This is a genomic window from Flavobacterium sp. UBA6195, from assembly GCF_002422095.1.
GTDB lineage: Bacteria > Bacteroidota > Bacteroidia > Flavobacteriales > Flavobacteriaceae > Flavobacterium.
The window spans coordinates 1-20,687 of sequence record NZ_DITB01000130.1 but is presented as its reverse complement, the minus strand read 5'-3'; the positions used below and the strand labels follow the sequence as shown (position 1 = coordinate 20,687).

At 31.3% G+C, this 20,687-nt stretch carries 23 protein-coding genes and 1 other RNA gene; 7 read left to right on the top strand and 17 right to left on the bottom strand.

Annotated elements, in window-relative coordinates; all coding sequences use genetic code 11:
• The 3 genes from B4I81_RS11800 to B4I81_RS11790 all read left to right on the top strand — a co-directional run.
• Positions 1 to 242 (top strand): SDR family NAD(P)-dependent oxidoreductase (locus B4I81_RS11800; RefSeq protein WP_291110874.1); only part of this gene is annotated, 242 nt, incomplete at its 5' end.
• Positions 243 to 312: 70 nt separating this feature from the next.
• Positions 313 to 1,599: a cryptochrome/photolyase family protein gene (locus B4I81_RS11795; protein ID WP_291110872.1), complete on the top strand. Its 1,287-nt coding sequence runs from the start codon at positions 313 to 315 to the stop codon at positions 1,597 to 1,599.
• A 36-nt stretch (positions 1,600 to 1,635) separates the two neighbouring features.
• The gene (locus B4I81_RS11790) at positions 1,636 to 3,096 is read left to right on the top strand and encodes a deoxyribodipyrimidine photo-lyase (RefSeq protein ID WP_291110870.1); all 1,461 of its coding nucleotides are present in this window, start codon (positions 1,636 to 1,638) and stop codon (positions 3,094 to 3,096) included.
• Between the two features lie 9 nt (positions 3,097 to 3,105).
• Here B4I81_RS11790 and B4I81_RS11785 read toward each other — a convergent pair whose 3' ends face one another.
• From B4I81_RS11785 to B4I81_RS11765, 5 genes are all read right to left on the bottom strand, one after another.
• On the bottom strand, positions 3,106 to 5,259 hold the full coding sequence (locus B4I81_RS11785; RefSeq protein WP_291110868.1) for a peptidase domain-containing ABC transporter: 2,154 nt from the start codon (positions 5,257 to 5,259) through the stop codon (positions 3,106 to 3,108).
• Positions 5,260 to 5,328: 69 nt separating this feature from the next.
• Entirely contained in the window at positions 5,329 to 5,850 is a 522-nt protein-coding gene (locus B4I81_RS11780; protein WP_291110866.1) for a TlpA family protein disulfide reductase, read from the bottom strand.
• 53 nt (positions 5,851 to 5,903) lie between these two features.
• Positions 5,904 to 6,479: a hypothetical protein gene (locus B4I81_RS11775; protein WP_291110865.1), complete on the bottom strand. Its 576-nt coding sequence runs from the start codon at positions 6,477 to 6,479 to the stop codon at positions 5,904 to 5,906.
• 335 nt (positions 6,480 to 6,814) lie between these two features.
• Positions 6,815 to 6,979 (bottom strand): hypothetical protein, encoded by a 165-nt coding sequence (locus tag B4I81_RS11770; protein WP_291110863.1) that lies wholly within the window; start codon positions 6,977 to 6,979, stop codon positions 6,815 to 6,817.
• 25 nt (positions 6,980 to 7,004) lie between these two features.
• Positions 7,005 to 7,169: a hypothetical protein gene (locus B4I81_RS11765; RefSeq protein ID WP_291110862.1), complete on the bottom strand. Its 165-nt coding sequence runs from the start codon at positions 7,167 to 7,169 to the stop codon at positions 7,005 to 7,007.
• A gap of 156 nt (positions 7,170 to 7,325) precedes the next feature.
• Here B4I81_RS11765 and B4I81_RS11760 point away from each other — a divergent pair, with 156 nt between their 5' ends.
• Complete coding sequence (locus B4I81_RS11760; RefSeq protein ID WP_291110861.1) at positions 7,326 to 7,697, top strand: helix-turn-helix transcriptional regulator; 372 nt, start codon at positions 7,326 to 7,328, stop codon at positions 7,695 to 7,697.
• Positions 7,698 to 7,748: 51 nt separating this feature from the next.
• Positions 7,749 to 8,408: a hypothetical protein gene (locus tag B4I81_RS11755; RefSeq protein ID WP_291110859.1), complete on the top strand. Its 660-nt coding sequence runs from the start codon at positions 7,749 to 7,751 to the stop codon at positions 8,406 to 8,408.
• A gap of 441 nt (positions 8,409 to 8,849) precedes the next feature.
• Here the strand turns inward: B4I81_RS11755 and B4I81_RS11750 are convergent, their stop codons facing one another.
• From B4I81_RS11750 to B4I81_RS11725, 6 genes are all read right to left on the bottom strand, one after another.
• Entirely contained in the window at positions 8,850 to 9,506 is a 657-nt protein-coding gene (locus tag B4I81_RS11750) for an HAD family hydrolase (protein ID WP_291110858.1), read from the bottom strand.
• Between the two features lies 1 nt (position 9,507).
• The gene (locus B4I81_RS11745; RefSeq protein ID WP_291110856.1) at positions 9,508 to 10,413 is read right to left on the bottom strand and encodes a ribonuclease Z; all 906 of its coding nucleotides are present in this window, start codon (positions 10,411 to 10,413) and stop codon (positions 9,508 to 9,510) included.
• 69 nt (positions 10,414 to 10,482) lie between these two features.
• The gene (locus B4I81_RS11740; protein WP_291110854.1) at positions 10,483 to 10,815 is read right to left on the bottom strand and encodes a ribonuclease Z; all 333 of its coding nucleotides are present in this window, start codon (positions 10,813 to 10,815) and stop codon (positions 10,483 to 10,485) included.
• A 30-nt stretch (positions 10,816 to 10,845) separates the two neighbouring features.
• Positions 10,846 to 11,775: an aspartate carbamoyltransferase catalytic subunit gene (locus B4I81_RS11735; RefSeq protein ID WP_291110852.1), complete on the bottom strand. Its 930-nt coding sequence runs from the start codon at positions 11,773 to 11,775 to the stop codon at positions 10,846 to 10,848.
• 28 nt (positions 11,776 to 11,803) lie between these two features.
• Positions 11,804 to 12,343, bottom strand: a complete 540-nt coding sequence (gene pyrR, locus B4I81_RS11730) for a bifunctional pyr operon transcriptional regulator/uracil phosphoribosyltransferase PyrR (RefSeq protein ID WP_291110850.1) — start codon at positions 12,341 to 12,343, stop codon at positions 11,804 to 11,806.
• 94 nt (positions 12,344 to 12,437) lie between these two features.
• Complete coding sequence (locus tag B4I81_RS11725; protein ID WP_291110848.1) at positions 12,438 to 14,057, bottom strand: ABC-F family ATP-binding cassette domain-containing protein; 1,620 nt, start codon at positions 14,055 to 14,057, stop codon at positions 12,438 to 12,440.
• A gap of 153 nt (positions 14,058 to 14,210) precedes the next feature.
• Between B4I81_RS11725 and B4I81_RS11720 the strand changes: the two genes are divergently transcribed.
• Positions 14,211 to 15,614, top strand: coding sequence for a TlpA family protein disulfide reductase (locus B4I81_RS11720; protein WP_291110846.1), 1,404 nt, complete (start codon positions 14,211 to 14,213; stop codon positions 15,612 to 15,614).
• Positions 15,615 to 15,699: 85 nt separating this feature from the next.
• Here B4I81_RS11720 and fsa read toward each other — a convergent pair whose 3' ends face one another.
• The 5 genes from fsa to ffs form a co-directional block, all read right to left on the bottom strand.
• Positions 15,700 to 16,356 carry a fructose-6-phosphate aldolase gene (gene fsa / locus B4I81_RS11715; protein WP_231843680.1) on the bottom strand — a complete coding sequence of 219 codons (657 nt, stop codon included), beginning with the start codon at positions 16,354 to 16,356 and terminating at the stop codon, positions 15,700 to 15,702.
• A gap of 121 nt (positions 16,357 to 16,477) precedes the next feature.
• Positions 16,478 to 16,966: a hypothetical protein gene (locus B4I81_RS11710; RefSeq protein WP_291110843.1), complete on the bottom strand. Its 489-nt coding sequence runs from the start codon at positions 16,964 to 16,966 to the stop codon at positions 16,478 to 16,480.
• 37 nt (positions 16,967 to 17,003) lie between these two features.
• A complete protein-coding gene (locus tag B4I81_RS11705) occupies positions 17,004 to 17,807 on the bottom strand; it encodes an SDR family oxidoreductase (protein WP_291110841.1) in 804 nt (267 codons plus the stop codon).
• A 37-nt stretch (positions 17,808 to 17,844) separates the two neighbouring features.
• On the bottom strand, positions 17,845 to 18,843 hold the full coding sequence (locus tag B4I81_RS11700; RefSeq protein ID WP_291110839.1) for an enolase C-terminal domain-like protein: 999 nt from the start codon (positions 18,841 to 18,843) through the stop codon (positions 17,845 to 17,847).
• 68 nt (positions 18,844 to 18,911) lie between these two features.
• An RNA gene (gene ffs, locus B4I81_RS11695) (signal recognition particle sRNA small type) lies at positions 18,912 to 19,009 on the bottom strand.
• Between the two features lie 88 nt (positions 19,010 to 19,097).
• Between ffs and B4I81_RS11690 the strand changes: the two genes are divergently transcribed.
• Entirely contained in the window at positions 19,098 to 20,144 is a 1,047-nt protein-coding gene (locus tag B4I81_RS11690; RefSeq protein WP_291110837.1) for a glutaminyl-peptide cyclotransferase, read from the top strand.
• A gap of 61 nt (positions 20,145 to 20,205) precedes the next feature.
• Here B4I81_RS11690 and B4I81_RS11685 read toward each other — a convergent pair.
• On the bottom strand, positions 20,206 to 20,687 hold a 482-nt coding region (locus B4I81_RS11685), incomplete at its 5' end, for a tetratricopeptide repeat protein (RefSeq protein ID WP_291110835.1).

Here is a 20,687-nt window from a genome sequence, read left to right as displayed (position 1 = left end):
GAGTTTTTTCACAGCCTGACGTTATTGCGCCATCATTAACCGATACACCTTTAGCCGATAAATTCTTGAATAACGAAACCAAACAAGAAAAATCAGCAGAGCGTCATCCATTAAAACGATTTGGAAAACCAGAAGACAGCGCACAAATGGCAACCTTTTTATTAAGTGATAAAAGCAGTTGGATTTCGGGACAAATTTTCCATGTGGATGGTGGAATGTCAACATTATTAGTAAACGGATAAAAAATTAAAAAACAACTTCAAGTTCAAACTCAAAATCAAACTTGAAACTTGAAACCTGAAACAAAAAAATATGAACATCTTTTGGTTTAGACGTGATTTAAGAGTAGATGACAACGTTGGATTTTTTCATGCTTTGAATAGCGATGAAGAAGTGCTACCTATTTTTATTTTTGATGAAAATATTCTGTCTCAATTACCCAAAAATGATGCTCGCGTTACTTTTATTCATGAACAATTAGAGAAAATTCAATCGGAATTGAAGAAGCATGGAAAATCATTAGCGGTTTTTCATGGCAAACCAATAGAAATCTTCGAAAAACTAGTTGCTGAAAATAGCATTTCATCGGTTTACACCAATCACGATTACGAACCTTATGCTCGCAAACGTGATAAGGAACTGAATCAATTATTTGTAAGTAAAGGAATTTCATTCTTAACTTCTAAAGATCAAGTTATTTTCGAAAAAAGCGAAGTAGTTAAAGATGATGGAAGTCCATATGTAGTCTACACGCCTTATTCAAAAAAATGGAAAGAGAACTTTAAGAAGATTAAATTGGTTCATTATCCATCAGAAGAAAAATTGGATAGAATTGCGCAGCACTCCTACCCTTTTTTATCGTTGTCCGATATTGGTTTTGAAAAATCGGAAATTAAAATTACTCCTTTTGATGTTTCCGAAAGTTTAATTCAGAATTACGAAGCCACTCGCAATTTTCCTGCTTTGAATAAAACTTCTTATTTGGGAATTTATCTACGTTTTGGAGCGGTTTCTATCAGAAAAATGATAGAAAAAGCTATCGCTGAAAAGAACGAAACCTTTTGGAACGAATTGATTTGGCGCGAATTTTTCATGCAAATCTTATGGCATTTTCCACACACACAAAATGCAAGTTTTAGACCAAAATATGATGCCATTATTTGGGAAAACAATGAAGATTTATTTCAAAAATGGTGTCAAGGAAAAACCGGTTATCCTTTTGTTGATGCTGGAATGCGTGAATTGAATAAAACCGGTCATATGCACAATCGTGTTCGTATGATTGTTGCTAGTTTCCTATGCAAACATCTCTTAATCGATTGGCGTTGGGGCGAAGCTTATTTCGCTCAAAATCTTTTGGATTATGAAATGGCGAGTAACGTTGGGAATTGGCAATGGGCTGCAGGTTCAGGAGTGGATGCCGCACCTTATTTCCGAATTTTTAACCCAACAGAACAAATCAAGAAGTTTGATAAAGACTTAAAATACATCAAAAAATGGGTTCCTGAATTGGAAACTCAATATTATCCAAAACCTATCGTAGACCATAAAGAAGCTCGAGAAAAATGTTTAAAAGTCTATAAAGAAGCTGTTGGTTAGGATAGCGTTGCCCTAAACACTATAAAATGTAAAAAAATGAAAATTGTTTGGTTCAAGAGAGATTTGCGTTTGCACGATCATGAAGCCTTACATGAAGCCTTATCGACTTCTGGGAAAACGTTATTGCTTTACATTTTCGAACCTTCGTTGATGAAAGATTATCATTATAGTCAACGTCATTTTGATTTTGTCAAACAATCATTAGAAGCATTACAGAAAGAACTTTTAAAATATCACACTCAAATATTAATTGTTCAAGGCGAAGCAGTTGCAGTATTTGAAAAACTATCCAAACTTATTTCTATCAGAGCCGTTTATTCACATCAGGAAACGGGAATAAAATTAACTTTTGATAGAGATTTAGCTGTTGCTAAACTATTAAAAGTTAAAGGAATTGCATGGAATGAATACATCACTAACGGCGTTATTCGTGGCATCAAAAACCGAAAGACTTGGAAAGAAGATTGGTATGATTTTATGGATAAAGATTGTCTTCCGTTTCAGCCTACACCAAGAAGTTTTGTCAAATACATTGAAATTGAAGAATTAGAGAATCACTTCGAAATTCCATCCATAAAAACTGTTCACAATCCCAATTTTCAGAAAGGTGGCGTTCCAACGGCTTTACGCTACATGAAATCTTTTTTTGAAGAACGTGTACAAAATTATAGCAGTCATATTTCAAAACCAGAATTAGCAAGGAAAGGTTGTAGTCGTTTATCACCTTATATTGCTTGGGGAAATTTATCTATTCGACAAGTGTATACCAAAGCTTGGGAATTACATCAGCAAGGAAAATTCAAACGTCAAATATCTAATTTTGCATCTCGTTTGCGTTGGCAAGCGCATTTCATTCAGAAATTTGAGATGGAATGTTCGATGGAATTTATCGCTGTAAACAAAGGCTATCGCAATTTGAATCAAAGAGTTAACGAAAAATATCACAAAGCTTGGATTACTGGAAAAACGGGCGTTCCTTTGGTTGATGCTTGCATGCGCTGTTTGAATACGACTGGTTATTTGAATTTTAGAATGCGTGCATTAGTAGTTTCATTTTATACCCATCATTTGTTCCAACCTTGGCAAAATTGTAGTCAGCATTTAGCCCAACAATTTTTAGATTTTGAACCTGGAATTCATTATCCGCAAATTCAGATGCAAGCTGGTGTTACGGGAATCAACACACTAAGGGTTTACAATCCGGTGAAAAATTCGTACGAACATGATGAAGATGGAAATTTTATAAAAAAATGGGTGCCTGAATTAGCCAATATTCCAACCGAATTCATTCACGAACCATGGAAATTAACTCCAATAGAATCCATGTTGTACGGATTTGAATTGGGAAGAGATTATCCAAATCCTATTGTAAATTTGGAGGAAGCCAGAAAGTTTTCGAGCGATTTCTTTTGGTCGATGCGAAAAAATAAATCGGTCAAAAAAGATAGTAAGCGCATTTTAGCGAAACATACGCTACACGATCAAGAAATGAGTTAGTTTAAATAGCTAAAAACTCCTCCAATACTCACTATAAAAATTATCCGTTTGCATTAATTCATTGTGATTACCAAAGTGCGAAATAGTTTTATTTTCCAAAACATAAATCACATCTGCAATATTCCTTAAAGCATTTAAACGATGCGAAATAAAGAAAATCGCACAGTGTGGTTTTATCTTTTCAAACAAATTCATTGTAAAGTTTTCTGTATTTCTATCCATTGCAGAAGTAGCTTCATCAAGTATTAAGAATTGAGGTCTTTTATATAAAACTCTTGCTAAAGCAATGATTTGTTTTTGTCCACCACTCAAATTAATTCCTTCTTCTCCAAGAATGGTCGCCAAACCTTGAGGAAATTGATTAAAATAAACATCAAAACCAAAATGTGTTAAAAATTGTACGATATTTTCTGGAGTATCAATATTTCCTAATAAAATATTATCAATTACATTTCCGTTAAAAATGGTAATTTCTTGGGAAATTACACCTATTAAATTTCGGTAACTTTTTAGTTCAATTTTATTTAATTGGTATTGATTGTTTACTATAATAACTCCGTTTTCAAAATTGTAAAAGCGTTGTAAAATTTGTCCTAAAGTACTTTTTCCACTTCCACTTTCTCCAACAATTGCTGTAAATTTTCCTTTTTCTATGTTTAGATTGATGTTTGTAAACAATTCACTTCTACCTGCAAAACGAAACGAAAGATTTTCAATAGCAATGGAATTTATTTCAGAAATCGGTAAGCCTTCTTCCTTCTCTTTTTCTATCGAGGCAAATTCATACATTCTGTTAAAAGCTATTTTTGCCTCATTTATTGGAATTGAAATCAAAGCTAAATTTGCAATTGATGGCATAATCGAACTTACAATTCCTAAAATTGCCATTAATTCGCCCAGTTTAATTTCTTTATTAAAAACTTGAATCGAAGTATAAATCAAAACACCAATCAAAAAGAATACACTTGCTAAACCCGATTGCCAAGAAAGAGCAATATTAATTTTTCCTAAATTGAAAATCTTATCTTGAAAATTAGCAAAAACAGCTTCATTGGCATTATTGAAAACTTCTTGCTTGTTGTCGTTTTTAATGGTTGCAATACCCTGAATAGTGTTAATATAATTACTTTCGTTAAAAGCATAACTTTGCATGACTTCCTTTTGCGAATTAATAATTTTCTTGTTACTTCTATAAATAATGTAAAAATAAATTGGCACACTTAACAGAGCAATTAATCCTATTTTCCACGAATACATAAATAAGAAAACCATTGAAATTATTGATACTAAAACATCTATTACTAAACTACTTGCAAGCATTTTAATCACTCGTTGCACTCGTTGTGTATCGTTTAAACGAGCCACTAATTCTCCTATTTTTCGAGTATCAAAAAAAGGTTTTGGTAATTGTAATAAAGAAGAAAAGAAATTGGTATTGATACGATTATTAAAATCTTTAGATTGTTGTAACAAAAAGAACTCTCTCAAAGCACCAATTCCAACTCTTGCCAAAAGCAAAACGGTTAATAAACCAATGCCCGAAACTAATTTTTTGATGTTATTTGAAGGTAAAATGTCATCAATTAACTTTTGAGAAAACAACGACATCGCCAAACCTAAACCAGCCACAAAAACACCTAATAGAACAGAAATCCATAGTAGTTTATAATCTTCTTTTAACAAGTTTAAAAACCATTTCTTTTGCGAATTTTTCTCGTTTTCCGCTTTAATAAAACTCTCATTTATTTCTAATGTTAAACAACTTTTTGAAACCCAAATTTTATCTAATTCATCAACAGATAAATAATAAACACCTTTTGCTGGGTCGCCAATTAAAAAGCCTTTTTCAGAATCATATTCATAGCAAACAACATAATGTTGCAATTGCTCTTGAATTACAACATGCAAAATCACAGGTTGTTTGTGGTCTATTAATGCTTGTATATCAGCCTCGCAACCTTCGGCAGTGAAACCTATTTTATTAGCCACTTGATACAAACCAAGCATGGTTGTGCCTTGTTTTGTGGTGCCACTCAATTCTCTTAATTTCTCAATAGAATTAGTGCCACCATTTAGTTTAATTAGGCTCATTAAACAAGCAACGCCACAATCTGACTGGTCTAATTGTAGCGTATGTGTTTTTTCGATATGTTTTTTGTTCATTGTTTTTTATTTTGTCATGCTGAACTCGTTTCAGCATCTCGTCATTGCGAGGAATGAAGTAATTTCATTTTATTTTGAAGTGAATTTATTCAAAACCGTTTCAATTTTAACCTGACCTTTTATTTTTTCTATTAAGTTGTTTTCTTTATCATACAACACTAAACAAGGCATAGATTTAACATCAAAAGTAGAAGCGAAACTAATTTTTGAATCAGATAAAAAATAAATATTAGCATGGTTTAATAACTTAAATTTAGAAGCAAATTGTTTGATTTTTTCAATAGGTTCATACGAAATAAATACTACCTGAATAGCTTTTAATTGTTCTATATTCTGCTGCACCATTTCGGCTTCGTGGTTGCAAAAATCGCATTCACTATTAAAATAGATAAATAAGGTAGGTTTATTTTGCACTAAATTTTCTTGTGTAAACACTTTGTTATCTAAAGTTAGATAAGAAAAAGTAGGCATTTTTTTAATGTTTTCTGCTACTTGTTTTTTGTGATTAATTTTACTCACCACTTTGTAACCCATAAATGCAAGCAAACTGATAATGAGTATAGGGATAACAATTTTTAGAATTTTTTTCATGAAGTTAATTTATCTTAGTGTACTTAGTGCATTCTTCGTGTCTTTGTGGTTAATTAACTATAATTCAACGTAAAAAACATTACCACCACAACCCACAACAACAACGCACTACCATAGCTACTCGCTACAATTTTAAACCCTAAATCCATAGGTTTGCCTTTGTCTTTTTCTGTGAAGGCTAGTTTGCCTATAAAATACGCTAACAATAACCAGTAAGCCAACTCAAACAAATTTAAAACTTGTAACGGATAAATAAACCAAGCATCTAAACCTTTATAACCTACTATATTAAGAGCCGATAACGGATAAAAATATTGCAAATCTTCTAAAGTATAATTAGTTTGAAAAAAGTAAAACCATATAATTTTTAAAATTCCCACGCCTACAAACACAAACTCTGCTTTGATAACTGCATCAAAAAGTTGTTTGAATGTGATGCTTGCTTTGCTATAAAAAAACGCACCTGCATACAACACACTTGAAATTAATGTGGTTTTGATTAACAGCAATATTGGTATTGTTAAATATGAAACCCATTGCCATTTTTTTTGAAAAGTTAAAAAATCTTCAATTTGTTTTAGACTTAATTTCTCAGATAAAAATAAAATAAATAATTTTTCATTTTCCAAAAAATTTTTATTAATAAAGTATGTTAAAATTGAAATACTAATTATTAAAATGAACTTTCGCATTTTAATTAATTGGTGTTTTTTAATTTATTAATCAAAGCTATTAAAAAAGATAAAGATAAAGCTAAAGAGCCAAATACTTTTATGTAATTTACATTTTCATTTTCGACTGAATAATAATATGTCAAGTAAGAACAAATCAATATTAAAATTCCAAATTTTGCAATAATAAATTTTTTATTATTCATCATTATGTTCTGTTTTTAAGGTTATTTTTTTTCTGGTAAATTAAGAGTTCAGGAAATAAATAGTATTCCCTGAACTCTTATGTTAATTTACCAATCACCAATTAATGATCCACAACCTATAATAGCTAAACCGATACCTAAACCTGTTGTTGAAGTTAGTAAACCAGCTGCACATAAAAATCCAGATACAAAATCTTGACCATCTTTGCCACCTTGAATGTTAATCATTTGGCTTTCTTTAATTTTTTTCATAAGTTTAAAATTTTAAGTTTTTTTATTAAGAATCACCATGCATGCACAATGTTAAACCAAGTAAAGCAAAAGGTCCTAAAAGTCCCCAGCCAAAAGTTGCGATACCAACTCCAAAACCACACGCAGCAGCATCTTTATTGTCAATACCACCTTCCAGATTTTCCATCTGATTTAATTCTAATTTTTTCATCTTGTAAAAATTTAGTTGATTAATAATTTATTTTATAGTTCTCAAAAATATACATCTAATTTTAAATTTCAAAATCTAAAATTTACTTTTTTTTATAAAAAAACAACTATTTTTGCTAAAATATTTACTAATCAATATTTTATTAAAATAAAATTAATGAAAATAGGTCACAAAATAAAAGGCATACGTGTTGAAAAAGGATTTACAACATCTTATATGGCTGAAAAATTAGGCGTATCTGAACCAACATACAGAAGGTATGAAACAGACAAAAGTTTTCCCGATGTTGTTATGATCGATAAAATTGCTAAAATACTTGACAAAAATTTTATTGATTTACTTCCGAATGAATATCTTATTCAGAACAATAATGAACAAAAAGGAGGTCTTGCCGTAATTCAAAATTTAGGTACAATTAACAATCTTTCAGAAAAACTTATCGATCAATATGAAAAAAGAATTAATGAAAAAGATGATATTATAAAAGAGTTAAAAGAAATTATTATTGAACTTAAATCTAAAAAATAAAATATAACAATTACCGTTTAATTAAAATGTATAACTAAAAACTATTTTACTATGGCATCAACTTCAGAAGTAGGTCATGCAAAAAATGTAGCCAATTTTCAAGATTTAATTGAGTTTGTAATTGGCTATGGAGCAACTTACAATCCGTCTAAAAACAGTTTAAAACTTCAACAACTTATTGCATTAAAAGATAATGCACAATTAAAACTTAACGATGTAATAACTAATAACACCATTTACAACAACAAAGTTAATGAACGTATGGTAGCTTTTGGCAATTTAAAATCGTTTTCTACTCGTTTAGTCAATGCTCTTCAAACAACAGATGCAACAAACGAAACGATTAATAATGCCAAAACATTTAATCGTAAAATGCAAGGCAAAAAAGCATCAACTACACAAACTCCAACCGACCCAAATGCACCAGCTCCAGCAACCATTTCTACAAGCCAACAATCTTATGACCAACTAATACAACATTTAGCTGGTTTAAAATCTGTTTTAGAAACAGAGCCAAGTTACACACCAAACGAGGTAGAACTACAAATAGCTACAATTGATAGCAAAATTGCAGACCTATCAGTTAAAAATACAGCAGTAGCAACAGCATATACAAACATAAGCAATTCAAGAATTTCAAGAAATGAAACGCTTTACACAAGCGAAAACGGAATTTATGAAACCGCAAGCGAAGTAAAAAAAATATATTAAATCAGTATTTGGAGCAAGCAGTCCGCAATATAACCAAGTTAGCGGAATAAAATTCAGCAAACCAAGACTATAAAGCAACAAAAAAAGAAAAAAAAAGAAAACAAAAAGACTTATTGCTCACGCAATAAGTCTTTTGTTATTATTATTTAGAAAGTTACCTACCCTATTTAGATGTTTTACTACCTCTTTTAGATATATGTAATAAATAAAAAGAAATATAGCATACTAATTTAGAAAACTTTATTGCATCAAAAGAATTATGTGAAATACTTTAAGATATATAGCATAAATCAAAAGAAATATATCATACATTATTAGATTTATATCATAAATTTTTAGATTTATGTCATACATTTTTAGAAAACTACCGAACAGCCGAAAGAAACTGCTTAAATCTTTGTTATTGAAAAGTATTCTATATGAGTAATGAAGTCTATCTAATCAGTTCAAATCTCGAACTTTTTCAAAATTCAATTCGTTAAAGTGTCGAATAACTACATTAGCTTTTGATAAATCTTGGTCTTTCGAATGAAAACTATCGTAACCCACGCAGAAAATTCCTGCTGAAACTGCGGCTTGAATTCCATTGGTGCTGTCTTCAATTACGATGCAATTTTCTTTTGGAGCAACTGACAAACTCGCAGCATGTTCAAAAATAGCAGGATGTGGTTTCGACTTTGGAAAATCTTCTCCTGATACAATATGGGTAAAATATTGATGCAAATTAAATCGAGTAAACACTCTATTAATCGTAACATTTGAAGCCGATGAAGCTACAATCAACTGAATTCCGTTTGCGTGCAAATCTTTAATTAATTCTTCTACACCTTCAATTAAATACAAATCTTCTTTCAAATCGAAAGCTTCATTAAATAAATGACGTTTTCTTAAGATTAAATCTTCCACATCTTCTTGTAAATCGAACTGTGCTTTTAATTTCTGAAAGATATTTCGAGTAGAATTACCCGTAAACGAACGATACATTTCATCTGAAACTTCGATGCTTAACTCCTTAAAATGTTGGTAATACGCAAAATGATGTACCGGTTCGGTATCTACAATTACGCCATCCATATCGAAAATTACAGTTTGTATCATATTAAAATTCAAATTCTCTGCCGTCATCGGCTAAAAATACGTTTTCAAAAATCGTTTGAGCTTCTGTTTTAAAAGGTTCGATAGAACCATAACGTGTAGAATAATGTCCTAAAATTAAGTTTTTAGCATTAGCTAATTTTGCAATTTGAGCAGCTTCTTTTGCGGTTGCGTGTTTGGTTTTTTCGGTGTATTGCATTTCAGAATCTAGAAAAGTAGATTCATGATACAACACATCAACATCTTTGATAATCGGAACGATAGATTCATCATACATCGTATCGCTACAAAACGCATAACTCATTGGTTTATCTGGCGGAAAGGAAAGCAATTCATTGTCAATCACTTCGCCTGAATCTAAAGTAACATTGCCACCCGATTTAATTTTATCGAAATACACTTTTTCGATTTTGTATTTTGCAACCGCTTCGATATTCAAATGGCGTTTTCCTAACTTTTCTTGAAATAAAAATCCGTTAGTATATACTCTATGATTTAACGGGATAGTTTTCACAATTACGGTTTCATCTTCAAAAATAACTTCGCTTTCTTTGGATTCTAATTCGTGGAAATATAAATTATAACCCGTAAACGAACCCGAAGCTCGCAATTGCAATAAAATAATTTCTTTAATTCCTTTTGGACCATAAACATGTAAATCATTTTCTCGATTTAACAACATAAAAGTCGAAATCAAACCAATTAATCCATAAAAATGATCGCCATGTAAATGCGAAATAAAAATATGATTAATGCGAGAAAACTTGATTTTATGCTTGCGCAATTGCACCTGCGTTCCCTCACCACAATCGATTAAAAACATATGATTTTTTATGTCTAAAACTTGTGATGTTGGATTCGTAATGGTTCTTGGAGTGGCTGCGTAACAACCGAGTATTTGTAGTTTCATTTTTTAGTGTTCAGTCGCAGTTTTCAGTCGCAGTTACTGAATACTGTAAACTGAGACTGTAAACTTTTATTAAAATCCTAAATCGCGTTCAATTTCGTCCATTTCAATCATGTCGTGAGCTTCTAAAACAGAAGGAACCACGTTTAAATAATTGGGAACTTTATTAAAATCAACCGTGTCAGTAACAATAATCATTGATTTTTTTGCCTTTTTGTGGTTTTTGGCCAAGTCTTTAAAATACACTAAATCGGCATTCGATATGGCTTTATCTTGCGATACATCCAAAATCAAGTTTTGATTTTGAAATGCGTGATATTCATTGGTTATTTTTCCCACAAAAGCTGCTACATTATTTTGTGTATCTTTAATTATTGTAGTATGTCCTTTTTGATCGACTTTCATTTGTTGAATTTCTGATTTTATGCTAAGATACTAATTTTTAATCTTACTTGCCAATAAATAAATTACCGCCATACGAACCGCAACGCCATTTTCTACTTGCTCCAAAATCACTGATTGTTTAGAATCAGCCACATCTGAAGTGATTTCCACTCCTCTATTAATTGGACCAGGATGCATGATTACAATTTCTTTATTTAGCGAATCTAATAATTCTTTGGTAACGCCATATTGTTGGGTATATTCTCTTGTGGTTGGGAAATAACTTACGTCTAAACGTTCGTTTTGAACACGTAACATATTGGCTACATCTGCCCATTCTAAAGCTTTTCGAAGATTAGGCTCTACCTTCACTCCAAGAGATTCGATATATTTTGGTATTAACGTTTTTGGTCCACATACTTTAACTTCGGCACCTTGCATTTGAAGTGCGAAGATATTGGATAAGGCTACTCTCGAGTGTAAAATATCACCTATAATTACGATTTTCTTTCCGCCTACGTCGCCTAATTTTTCTCTGATTGTAAAACTATCTAATAAGGCTTGAGTTGGGTGTTCGTGAGCGCCATCTCCAGCATTTACAACACTTGCTCCAATATTTTTCGATAAGAAATGAGCTGCTCCAGGACTACTATGACGCATAACCACCATATCCACTTTCATCGATAATATGTTGTTAACAGTATCAATTAAAGTCTCTCCTTTTTTAACCGAAGATTGCGCTGCCGAAAAACTAATCACATCGGCTGAAAGTCGCTTTTGTGCTAATTCAAAAGACAGTTTGGTTCTCGTACTGTTTTCGAAGAAAATATTGGCTATGGTAACATCTCGTAAAGAGGGTACTTTTTTGATGGGACGATTGATAACTTCTTTGAAATGGTCGGCCGTTTCGAAAATTAAATCAATATCTTGTTTGGTAATATATTTTATTCCGATTAAATGATTTACTGATAATTCTTTCATTTATATGTAGTTGTGTGTTTGTTGTTGTTTATTTTGTAACCAGATATACCGCGTCTTCACCATCATTTTCTTGCCATTTAACAATTACTTTTTCATTGTTTATGGCATCCACTTGTCTTCCTCTATAATCCGGCTGAATGGGTAAATGACGACTGAATCTTCTATCGATTAGGGTTAAAAGTTCTACTTCTGATGGTCTTCCAAAAGATTGTATTGCAGTTAAAGCAGCATTTATACTTCTTCCGGTATATAAAACGTCATCGATAAAGACTACTTTTTTATCTTCAACTAAGAAATCTATCTGGGTTTTGTTAGCTTCCAAAGGTTTTTCGCCTCTTCTGAAATCATCGCGAAAGAAAGTAATATCTAAAAATCCCAATTGAATATCAGAAATATTGTAATTCAATTCTAAAATTTGTTTGATTCTTTGCGCTAAATATTTACCTCTTGGTTGTAATCCTATTAAAACGGTATTGGAAAAATCTAAATGATTTTCAATTAGTTGACAAGCTAATCGATGCAAGATAATGTGTACTTCTTTTGAAGTGAGCAAAACTTTTTGACTCATAGTGTGTTGTTTGTACAAATTTAGAATTTATATTTCTAATAGCAATCGTATTGTAAAAAAAATCCCGTTACTAGTTGTAGTAACGGGATTGATATTAAGAATACATTTTCTTTCTTAATTCTTTGATTTTCTCATCTTCTAAATACTCATCAAATGTCATGTATCTGTCGATAGCGCCATTTGGTGTTAATTCTAAGATTCTGTTGGCTACCGTTTGAGCAAACTCATGGTCATGTGTTGTAAATAAAACCGAACCTTTGAAATTTTTCAACGAATTGTTGAATGCCGTAATGGACTCAAGGTCTAGGTGATTTGTTGGTTCGTCTAACATTAATACGTTAGCTCTAATCATCATCATTCTTGACAACATACAACGTACTTTTTCACCTCCAGATAAAACGTTACATTTTTTCAAGGCTTCTTCTCCAGAGAAAATCATCTTTCCTAAGAACCCACGAACGTAAACTTCATCGCGTTCTTCTTCGGTTTTTGCCCATTGGCGTAACCAATCTACTAAGTTTAAATCTACTCCATCAAAAAACTCATGATTATCAACTGGTAAATATGACTGTGTTGTAGTAATTCCCCAATCAAAAGTTCCTGAATCTGGAGTCATTTTGTTATTTAAGATTTCATAAAAAGCTGTTGTTGCTCTTGAATCTTTTGAGAAAACTACAATCTTATCTCCTTTAGCCATGTTTAAATCTACATTTTTAAACAATGTTTCTCCATCAATTGAAGCTGCTAAATCTTGTACATTTAAAATTTGATCTCCTGCTTCTCTTTCCGTTTCGAAAATAATTGCTGGATATCTTCTACTTGAAGGTTTAATCTCGTCTAAATTTAATTTTTCAATCATTTTTTTACGAGAAGTTGCTTGTTTTGATTTAGCAACGTTCGCACTAAAACGACGAATGAACTCTTCTAATTCCGCTTTTTTCTCTTCTGCCTTCTTATTTTGTTGTGCTTTCTGACGTGCCGCTAATTGGGAAGACTCGTACCAAAACGTATAATTTCCTGAATAGTGTGTAATTTTTCCGAAATCAATATCTGAAATATGCGTACAAACTGCATCTAAAAAGTGACGGTCGTGCGAAACAACTAAAACTGTATTTTCATAATTCGCTAAGAAATTTTCTAACCATCCGATCGTTTCAAAATCCAAGTCATTGGTAGGCTCATCCATAATCAACACATCTGGATTTCCGAATAAAGCCTGTGCTAATAACACACGAACTTTTAACTTTCCATCCAAATCAGCCATTAATGTGTAATGATATTCTGGACCAATTCCTAAGTTAGACAACATTGTTGCTGCATCACTTTCGGCATTCCAACCGTTCATTTCGTCAAATTGCAATTGTAATTCCCCGATTCTGTTGGCATTTTCATCTGTATAATCGGCATACAAAGCATCCATTTCTGTTTTAACAGCATGTAATACTTTGTTTCCCATCATTACGGTATCTAAAACGGTATATTCGTCAAATAAGTTGTGATTTTGGTTTAAAACCGACATACGTTTTCCTGGTTCCAAGATAACTCTACCTGAAGTAGGCTCCATTTCACCAGCAATAATTTTCATGAAAGTTGATTTTCCAGCACCATTTGCTCCAATAATTCCGTAGCAATTTCCTTGCGTGAAAGTAGTATTTACTTCATCGAATAAAACTCGTTTTCCAAATTGAACCGATAAGTTTGAAACTGTTAACATTTTTATTTTTTTATTAAAATTGTTGCAAAAGTAGTAAAATAAGTAGATTTTTGAGCAGTTTAATTAATAATTAATATGACCTCATTTTAACTGTACCTTAACAACTAGATTTAAATTATTCTAATACATTTGTTCAATAATATTCAGGAGTTGATGATTAAAAATTACTTTAAATATATATTTCCAATTTACGTTGTCTTTTTTTCTTTTTTAATTTCTTGCAATAAGACTTTTAAAGAGGATGACTTTGTAGCTTATTTTGGAGGTGAAATTATAAATCCTCAAGAAAAATATGTACTTTTTTTAAAAGACAATGAAGTCGTTGACACCATTTATTTAGACAAAAATAATCGTTTCATACATAAATTTGACTCTTTACCTCCTGGATTATATAGTTTTAAACACAATCCTGAATATCAATATGTATATTTCGACAAAAATGATAGTTTAATGGTCAGGTTAAATACTTTTGACTTTGACAATTCAGTCGTATTTTGTGGTCGCGGAGATGAAAAGAACAATTTTTTAATGGAATTATATCTTAAAAATGAAGCCGATAAAAATAACATGTATGATAATTTTGATAAAGATGTAAAGAGTTTTATCAAAAATATAGATTCTAGTTTTGCTATTCGCAAATCTTTCTACTTAAAACGTAAGGCAGAAATTGGTTGGGATGAGAATTTTGATGTAGTTGCAAAAGCTTGTTTAGACTTTCATCATATCACCAAAAAAGAAATTTATCCTTATGCACACCAATTTAGAACAGGAGAAAACATTAGAACAAAACTCCCTTCTAATTATTACGAGCACCGAAAAGAAGTTGATTTTGAAAATGCACTCTTAACCAATTATTCACCATTCATCAAATATGTAAGTGTAATGTTAAACAACGTTGCGCTTCAAAAAGACCATCTAGATTTGAATGAGAATTCTTTGGAGAACAATATAGAAAAATTAAACATCACAGATACTTTAATTAAAAATCAGAAAGTTAAAAATGTGGTATTGAATAATGTTGCTTTGATGTACTTGTTAGAAGATCAAAACATGTACAACAATCAAAAATTTATTGAACGCTACTTACAACTAACTACTGATAAAGAAAACAAAAAAGAAATTTCTGAAATTTATAATTCAGTTCAAAATTTAAAAGTAGGGAATCGTTTACCGAAAATTGAATTTGTCAATAGTTCATATCAACCAGTAGATATTAATACACTAATTAATAAACCAACCGTTTTGTTCTTTTGGACGAGTCACGCTGAATCTCATTTTGCAGCTTCCCATAAAAAAGTAACCGAATTGCAAGCTAAGTATCCAAATTATGAATTTATTGGTATTAATGTAAATGATAATGATGCCAATTGGAAAAACGCTTTAAAGAAATATAATTTTGAAGGTATAAAAGAATTACACGCTATTGATTTTGAAACCATTAGAAAACAATGGGTGATTACAAAAATCCACAGAATTATCATCTTAAATGCGGATGGAACTATAAAAAATGGTTTTGCCAATTTGTTTGACGTGAATTTTGAACAGAATTTAAAATAAAATTAGTATTGTTTTTGGATAACCATTACTAATAAAAAAAGCGTTCTAAATTAGAACGCTTTTTGCTTTTTATATTCTTCAGAAATTATTTATTTCCTTTTTCGTAATCAGCAATAAACTGAGCAATTCCAATATCTGTTAATGGATGTTTTAACAATCCTGTAATTGAAGATAAAGGCCCAGTCATAACATCAGCACCAATTTTAGCACAGTTTACAACGTGCATCGTGTGACGTACAGAAGCAGCTAAAATTTGCGTTTCAAAACCGTAATTATCGTAGATATCTCTAATTTCTTGGATTAAATTTAATCCATCAGTTGAAATATCATCTAATCTTCCTAAGAAAGGAGAAACATAAGTAGCACCAGCTTTAGCCGCTAATAAAGCTTGACCAGCTGAGAATACTAAAGTAACATTTGTTTTAATTCCTTTATCAGAGAAATATTTACATGCTTTAACCCCTTCTTTAGTCATCGGTAATTTCACTACGATTTGTTCGTGTAAGTCAGCTAACTCCTCACCTTCTCTAATCATACCTTCTAAATCCATTGCATTAACTTCTGCACTTACATCACCGTCAACAATGTTACAAATATCTACGTAGTGTTTTAGGATATTGTTTTTTCCTGTAATGCCTTCTTTAGCCATTAACGATGGGTTTGTAGTAACACCATCTAAAATTCCTAATTCTTGTGCTTCTTTAATTTGCTCTAAATTAGCTGTGTCAATAAAAAATTTCATCTTTTTAAATTTTAAAGTATTGTGTGTTGTTTCGAAATGCAAAAGTACAAATAAAAAATTCCAAATTCAAGGGCAAGGACAAGTTGAGAAAATTTAAACGTAAATAGATTTAGAAGTTATATCAATTCTTTTTTTGAAAATTTTTAAAAATCCAACCATCATAACTCATAATTGAATTTTCATCACTTGTTGAACCTATAATTATTGAACAATCAAATTTATCAAATAATTTGTGCTTTATATCTAAATCCCATAGCTCTGAAAAAGTTTTCTTCTTTAAAGTCTCAACAATCTTAGGATTATTTTGTTCACAATAATTTATATCAAAAAGAAAAAACAATTGATTAAATTTTGGATTTGAGTTTATTGGAACAATAGCTGTTTTTTCAATTTTACCATTATAAACAACATCACAATCGTATATTTCACCAAAAACTAATTCGAAAAAAGGGTTACTTAATTTTGAGAGTTCTTGATATTCTATATTTCCTTCACTTTGATGTAAAGCAGATTCAAAATCGTTTTGATTACACTTTGGACATCTTAATTTTTCGCCATCAAAAAAATATTCTACTTCTTGACAATTCGGACATAAAAATCTATTTTCCATTTTTGAATACCTTAAATTTGAAATAAACTTGAATGAACTACAACTTATAATGATTCATCAACATTTTCTCATACACCGTATCAGGCAAAATACGTTTTAGAACAATAGAAAACTTTTGCATGAATGCCCCAACTTTATAATGTACTTTTGGTTTATCCGTTTTAATGATAGCAAAAATTGCTTCTGCCATTTCGTTTGGATTACTGCCGCTATCTACATGTGAATCCATTTCTTTTAAGGTATTTCCGTAAGGAACTTCATAAGCCGAACCTTTCACAACCGGCGCATGATAACGTCCTGCAGCAATGTTAGTAGCAAAATCACCTGGAGCGACATTCGTAATTTGGATTCCGAAGGATTTTACTTCCATTCGTAAGGCTTCGGTGATTAATTCTAAAGCGCCTTTTGAAGCGGAATAAATCCCACGATAAGGCAATCCCATATAACCTGCAATCGACGTAATATTAATAATCAAACCCGATTTTTGTTCCCGCATTTGAGGCAAAACCGCTTTCATCACTTCAATTGGACCAAATAAATTCGTTTCGAAATTGTTACGAATTTCTTCTGTTGGAATTTCTTCGATTGGACCTGTAATTCCTACTCCTGCATTATTAATTACAATATCCAATCGTCCTGATTTTTGAATCACTTCGGCAACACAATTGACAATACTTTGCTTATCGCGAACATCCAAAGCTACTAATGGAAATATAGAATTCGTGATTTTTTCAGGATTTCGGCTAGTTCCGTACACTACAAAACCTTTTTGGTGTAAAAACTCGCCAATTGACTTTCCAATTCCTGATGAACCACCTGTAATTAATACTACTTTACTCATTTTAGTGTGAATTATACTGCGAAAATACGGCTTTAAATTATTTCAAAGAAATTCCTAACCCAACTTTCTCCGAAAGCAACACTTTTCCTTTTTCAATCGTGCTTCCAAAAGCGATGTCGTTGGCAATTAAATTCGCGCCATCTAAATCTACATAATCCACTAATGGAACTAGAACAGAACCGGCTGAAATTCCTACAGTAGATTCGGTCATGCAGCCTATCATGATTTTGAAATCATTTGCTCTTGCTTCTTTAATTAGTTCTAAAGCTGGAGTTAATCCGCCCGTTTTGACTAATTTGATGTTGATGGTTTTATAATGCGATTTTAAATCGGAAAGTTTTGTTTGTTCTTGGCAATCTTCATCGGCCATCCAATTCGCAAATTTAGAAGCATTCAAATGACTGTAATTTGAAATTCCAGTTTTCATGGGTTGTTCAATATAAGTAAATTGAGCTGATAAAGGATTTTCTTCCAATTGCTTACATTCTGAAATAGAGAAACTTCCGTTGGCATCTAAAGCGATTTCTTTTTCGCAATTCAACAATAAATCCAATGCTTTTTCATCGTAATGATTCCATTTTACTTTGAATTTATTCCAATCGGATTTTGCGATTTTTTGCAATTGCTCTTCTATTTGGGCGACGCTTATGGTGATGGAAGATTCAGGTAATTGTTGTATTTCAATCGAATTTAATTCTAAGAAACTCTTGTTTTCTAACTTCCCGAATAAATCCCAATACGCACAATCTAAAGCCGATCGCAAAAAAGAATGCAATTGTAAACTTTTTAAAAAAGTATAAAATTCGATTGGATGATTTATGGATTGTTTTTCGATTTGGGTTTGAATTTCGGCTAATTTCTGAGTGAAATCGGCTAAATTAATTCCGTAGTAATCAATCGCTGTACATTCGCCAAAACCAGTTTTTCCGTTTTTGGAAAGCGAAACAATTAAGGCTTCTCTAAACGAGTAACTTCCATAACTAATTGAAAACGTTTCTTTTAGTTGTAAGCGAACAATTTGCCAAGTGATGTGCATAGGAATTAGAATTGGTGTAAAAATAAAAAATCTCCACAAAGGGAGATAACAATTCAAAAGAAATAAAAAATGGCAAGCGACCTACATCGCACCGCTACAACCACATACCTTTGCTGTGTTCCCACCCTGGAGGAGTCTGCAGGAGCTGGTCGTGTAGGACTTGCCGATGCAAATATACAACCTTTTTATATTTTTGCAAGGCAATTGTGAGTATAAAAAATCATTGTATATTTACGTAATTAAATATTTCAACCATGTTAAAAGTTAAGCTATTCGCTTTCATTACTTTAGGTGTAATTTCTACGTCATGTAAAGAAGATGAAAATGCATTAAAAAATTTATTTTCGATTGAAAATTCTACTATAAAACCGATTCTTAAGTTAGAAGAAAGCATTGATTTGGTTCTTCAAAACAAAGAAAACAAGGCAATAGATTCTGTTGTTTACTACATTAACGAAGTTAAAATTGGTTCGGTAAAAGGAAACGAGAAATTACCTTTCGCCTTGAACAATCAGAAACTAGGAAACCAAACGATTAAAGCTTTAGTTTATTTTGAAGGACAAAATATTGATATCTCTTCAGGATTTTCAATTTATGCTAGTGCTGAACCAAAGATTTTGAATTATAAAATCGTGAATACTTATCCGCATGACATAAATGCTTACACGCAAGGTTTTGAATTTTATAATGGCGTATTATTAGAAGGAACTGGTCAATATAAAGAATCAACGCTAAGAAAAACCGATTATAAAACAGGAAAAGTTACCGAACAAATTAAATTAGAAGATAAGTATTTTGGAGAAGGAATAACGGTTTTAAAAGACAAAATATATCAATTGACTTGGAAGGAAAAAACAGGTTTTATTTATGATGCCAAAACCTTCAAATTAGAAAAAACGTTTTCATTTGAAACAGAAGGTTGGGGAATTACGAATGATGGTGAGAAATTATATATGAGTGATGGCTCTGAAAAAATCTATATTTTAAATCCTGAAACCTTTAAAGTAGAAGATTACATTAACGTTTATACAAATGGTGCTAAGATTGAAGCGGTTAATGAAATGGAATGGATTAATGGAAAAATTTGGGCAAACATTTACCAGAAAGATGCAATAGCTGTAATTAATCCAAAAACAGGTGCTGTTGAAAACGTAATCAATTGTCATGATTTAAGAAGCAAAGTAACACAACACCAAGAATTAGATGCGTTCAATGGAATTGCATACAACCCAGCTACTAAAACGTATTTTGTTACGGGTAAAAATTGGGATAAAACTTTTGAAATCAGTATAACAGAATAAAAATTCAAACCATTAACAATATAAATAGATATAAAAAAAACCGACTCTCGTCGGTTTTTTTTTAGTTTATAGCTTTGGCTTTTTCGTTTTGGCCAGTAACCTCATAAGCCATTTTTAATATCGTCTTGGTATTTTCATCTGATGGTTTAATAGCATAAGCTTTTTCAAAGTCTGGAATTGATTTTGCAAACATTTCTTTTCTTTTTTTCATTAATTCATCATATTTCTTTTTATCTGCTCTAGAATTATTGATTTCATTTACTAATTTTTCATCATCAGCTAAACTAGAAAATCCAGCATTAAAATATATATTAAACTCACCAGTCTTAAGTTCTTCGTCGTTTGGAAGTAATTTTCTTGCTTCTGAATAAACTGCTTTAGCTTTTTCATTCTCTCCATTTTGAGAATATACTAAGGCTAAAATTTTATAAACCTCAGCTTTAGTAGTATTATTTTTAACATCTCTAGGTTTTTCATGACTTCCTAAACTAACGAACTTAGAACGCTCTTCTTTAGAGTTAAATTCTTCTTCTTGCTCGTTAA

Bases quoted from the DNA above. Each gene is read 5' to 3' on its own strand.
- B4I81_RS11780 (WP_291110866.1), bottom strand. From the start codon at position 5,850: ATGAAAAAAATTCTAAAAATTGTTATCCCTATACTCATTATCAGTTTG.
- B4I81_RS11720 (WP_291110846.1), top strand. From the start codon at position 14,211: ATGATTAAAAATTACTTTAAATATATATTTCCAATTTACGTTGTCTTT.
- pyrR (WP_291110850.1), bottom strand. From the start codon at position 12,343: ATGAGTCAAAAAGTTTTGCTCACTTCAAAAGAAGTACACATTATCTTG.
- B4I81_RS11700 (WP_291110839.1), bottom strand. From the start codon at position 18,843: ATGCACATCACTTGGCAAATTGTTCGCTTACAACTAAAAGAAACGTTT.
- B4I81_RS11745 (WP_291110856.1), bottom strand. From the start codon at position 10,413: ATGAAACTACAAATACTCGGTTGTTACGCAGCCACTCCAAGAACCATT.
- B4I81_RS11690 (WP_291110837.1), top strand. From the start codon at position 19,098: ATGTTAAAAGTTAAGCTATTCGCTTTCATTACTTTAGGTGTAATTTCT.
- B4I81_RS11790 (WP_291110870.1), top strand. From the start codon at position 1,636: ATGAAAATTGTTTGGTTCAAGAGAGATTTGCGTTTGCACGATCATGAA.
- B4I81_RS11705 (WP_291110841.1), bottom strand. From the start codon at position 17,807: ATGAGTAAAGTAGTATTAATTACAGGTGGTTCATCAGGAATTGGAAAG.
- B4I81_RS11785 (WP_291110868.1), bottom strand. From the start codon at position 5,259: ATGAACAAAAAACATATCGAAAAAACACATACGCTACAATTAGACCAG.
- B4I81_RS11750 (WP_291110858.1), bottom strand. From the start codon at position 9,506: ATGATACAAACTGTAATTTTCGATATGGATGGCGTAATTGTAGATACC.
- B4I81_RS11725 (WP_291110848.1), bottom strand. From the start codon at position 14,057: ATGTTAACAGTTTCAAACTTATCGGTTCAATTTGGAAAACGAGTTTTA.
- B4I81_RS11760 (WP_291110861.1), top strand. From the start codon at position 7,326: ATGAAAATAGGTCACAAAATAAAAGGCATACGTGTTGAAAAAGGATTT.
- B4I81_RS11765 (WP_291110862.1), bottom strand. From the start codon at position 7,169: ATGAAAAAATTAGAATTAAATCAGATGGAAAATCTGGAAGGTGGTATT.
- B4I81_RS11795 (WP_291110872.1), top strand. From the start codon at position 313: ATGAACATCTTTTGGTTTAGACGTGATTTAAGAGTAGATGACAACGTT.
- fsa (WP_231843680.1), bottom strand. From the start codon at position 16,356: ATGAAATTTTTTATTGACACAGCTAATTTAGAGCAAATTAAAGAAGCA.
- B4I81_RS11755 (WP_291110859.1), top strand. From the start codon at position 7,749: ATGGCATCAACTTCAGAAGTAGGTCATGCAAAAAATGTAGCCAATTTT.
- B4I81_RS11710 (WP_291110843.1), bottom strand. From the start codon at position 16,966: ATGGAAAATAGATTTTTATGTCCGAATTGTCAAGAAGTAGAATATTTT.
- B4I81_RS11740 (WP_291110854.1), bottom strand. From the start codon at position 10,815: ATGAAAGTCGATCAAAAAGGACATACTACAATAATTAAAGATACACAA.
- B4I81_RS11770 (WP_291110863.1), bottom strand. From the start codon at position 6,979: ATGAAAAAAATTAAAGAAAGCCAAATGATTAACATTCAAGGTGGCAAA.
- B4I81_RS11735 (WP_291110852.1), bottom strand. From the start codon at position 11,775: ATGAAAGAATTATCAGTAAATCATTTAATCGGAATAAAATATATTACC.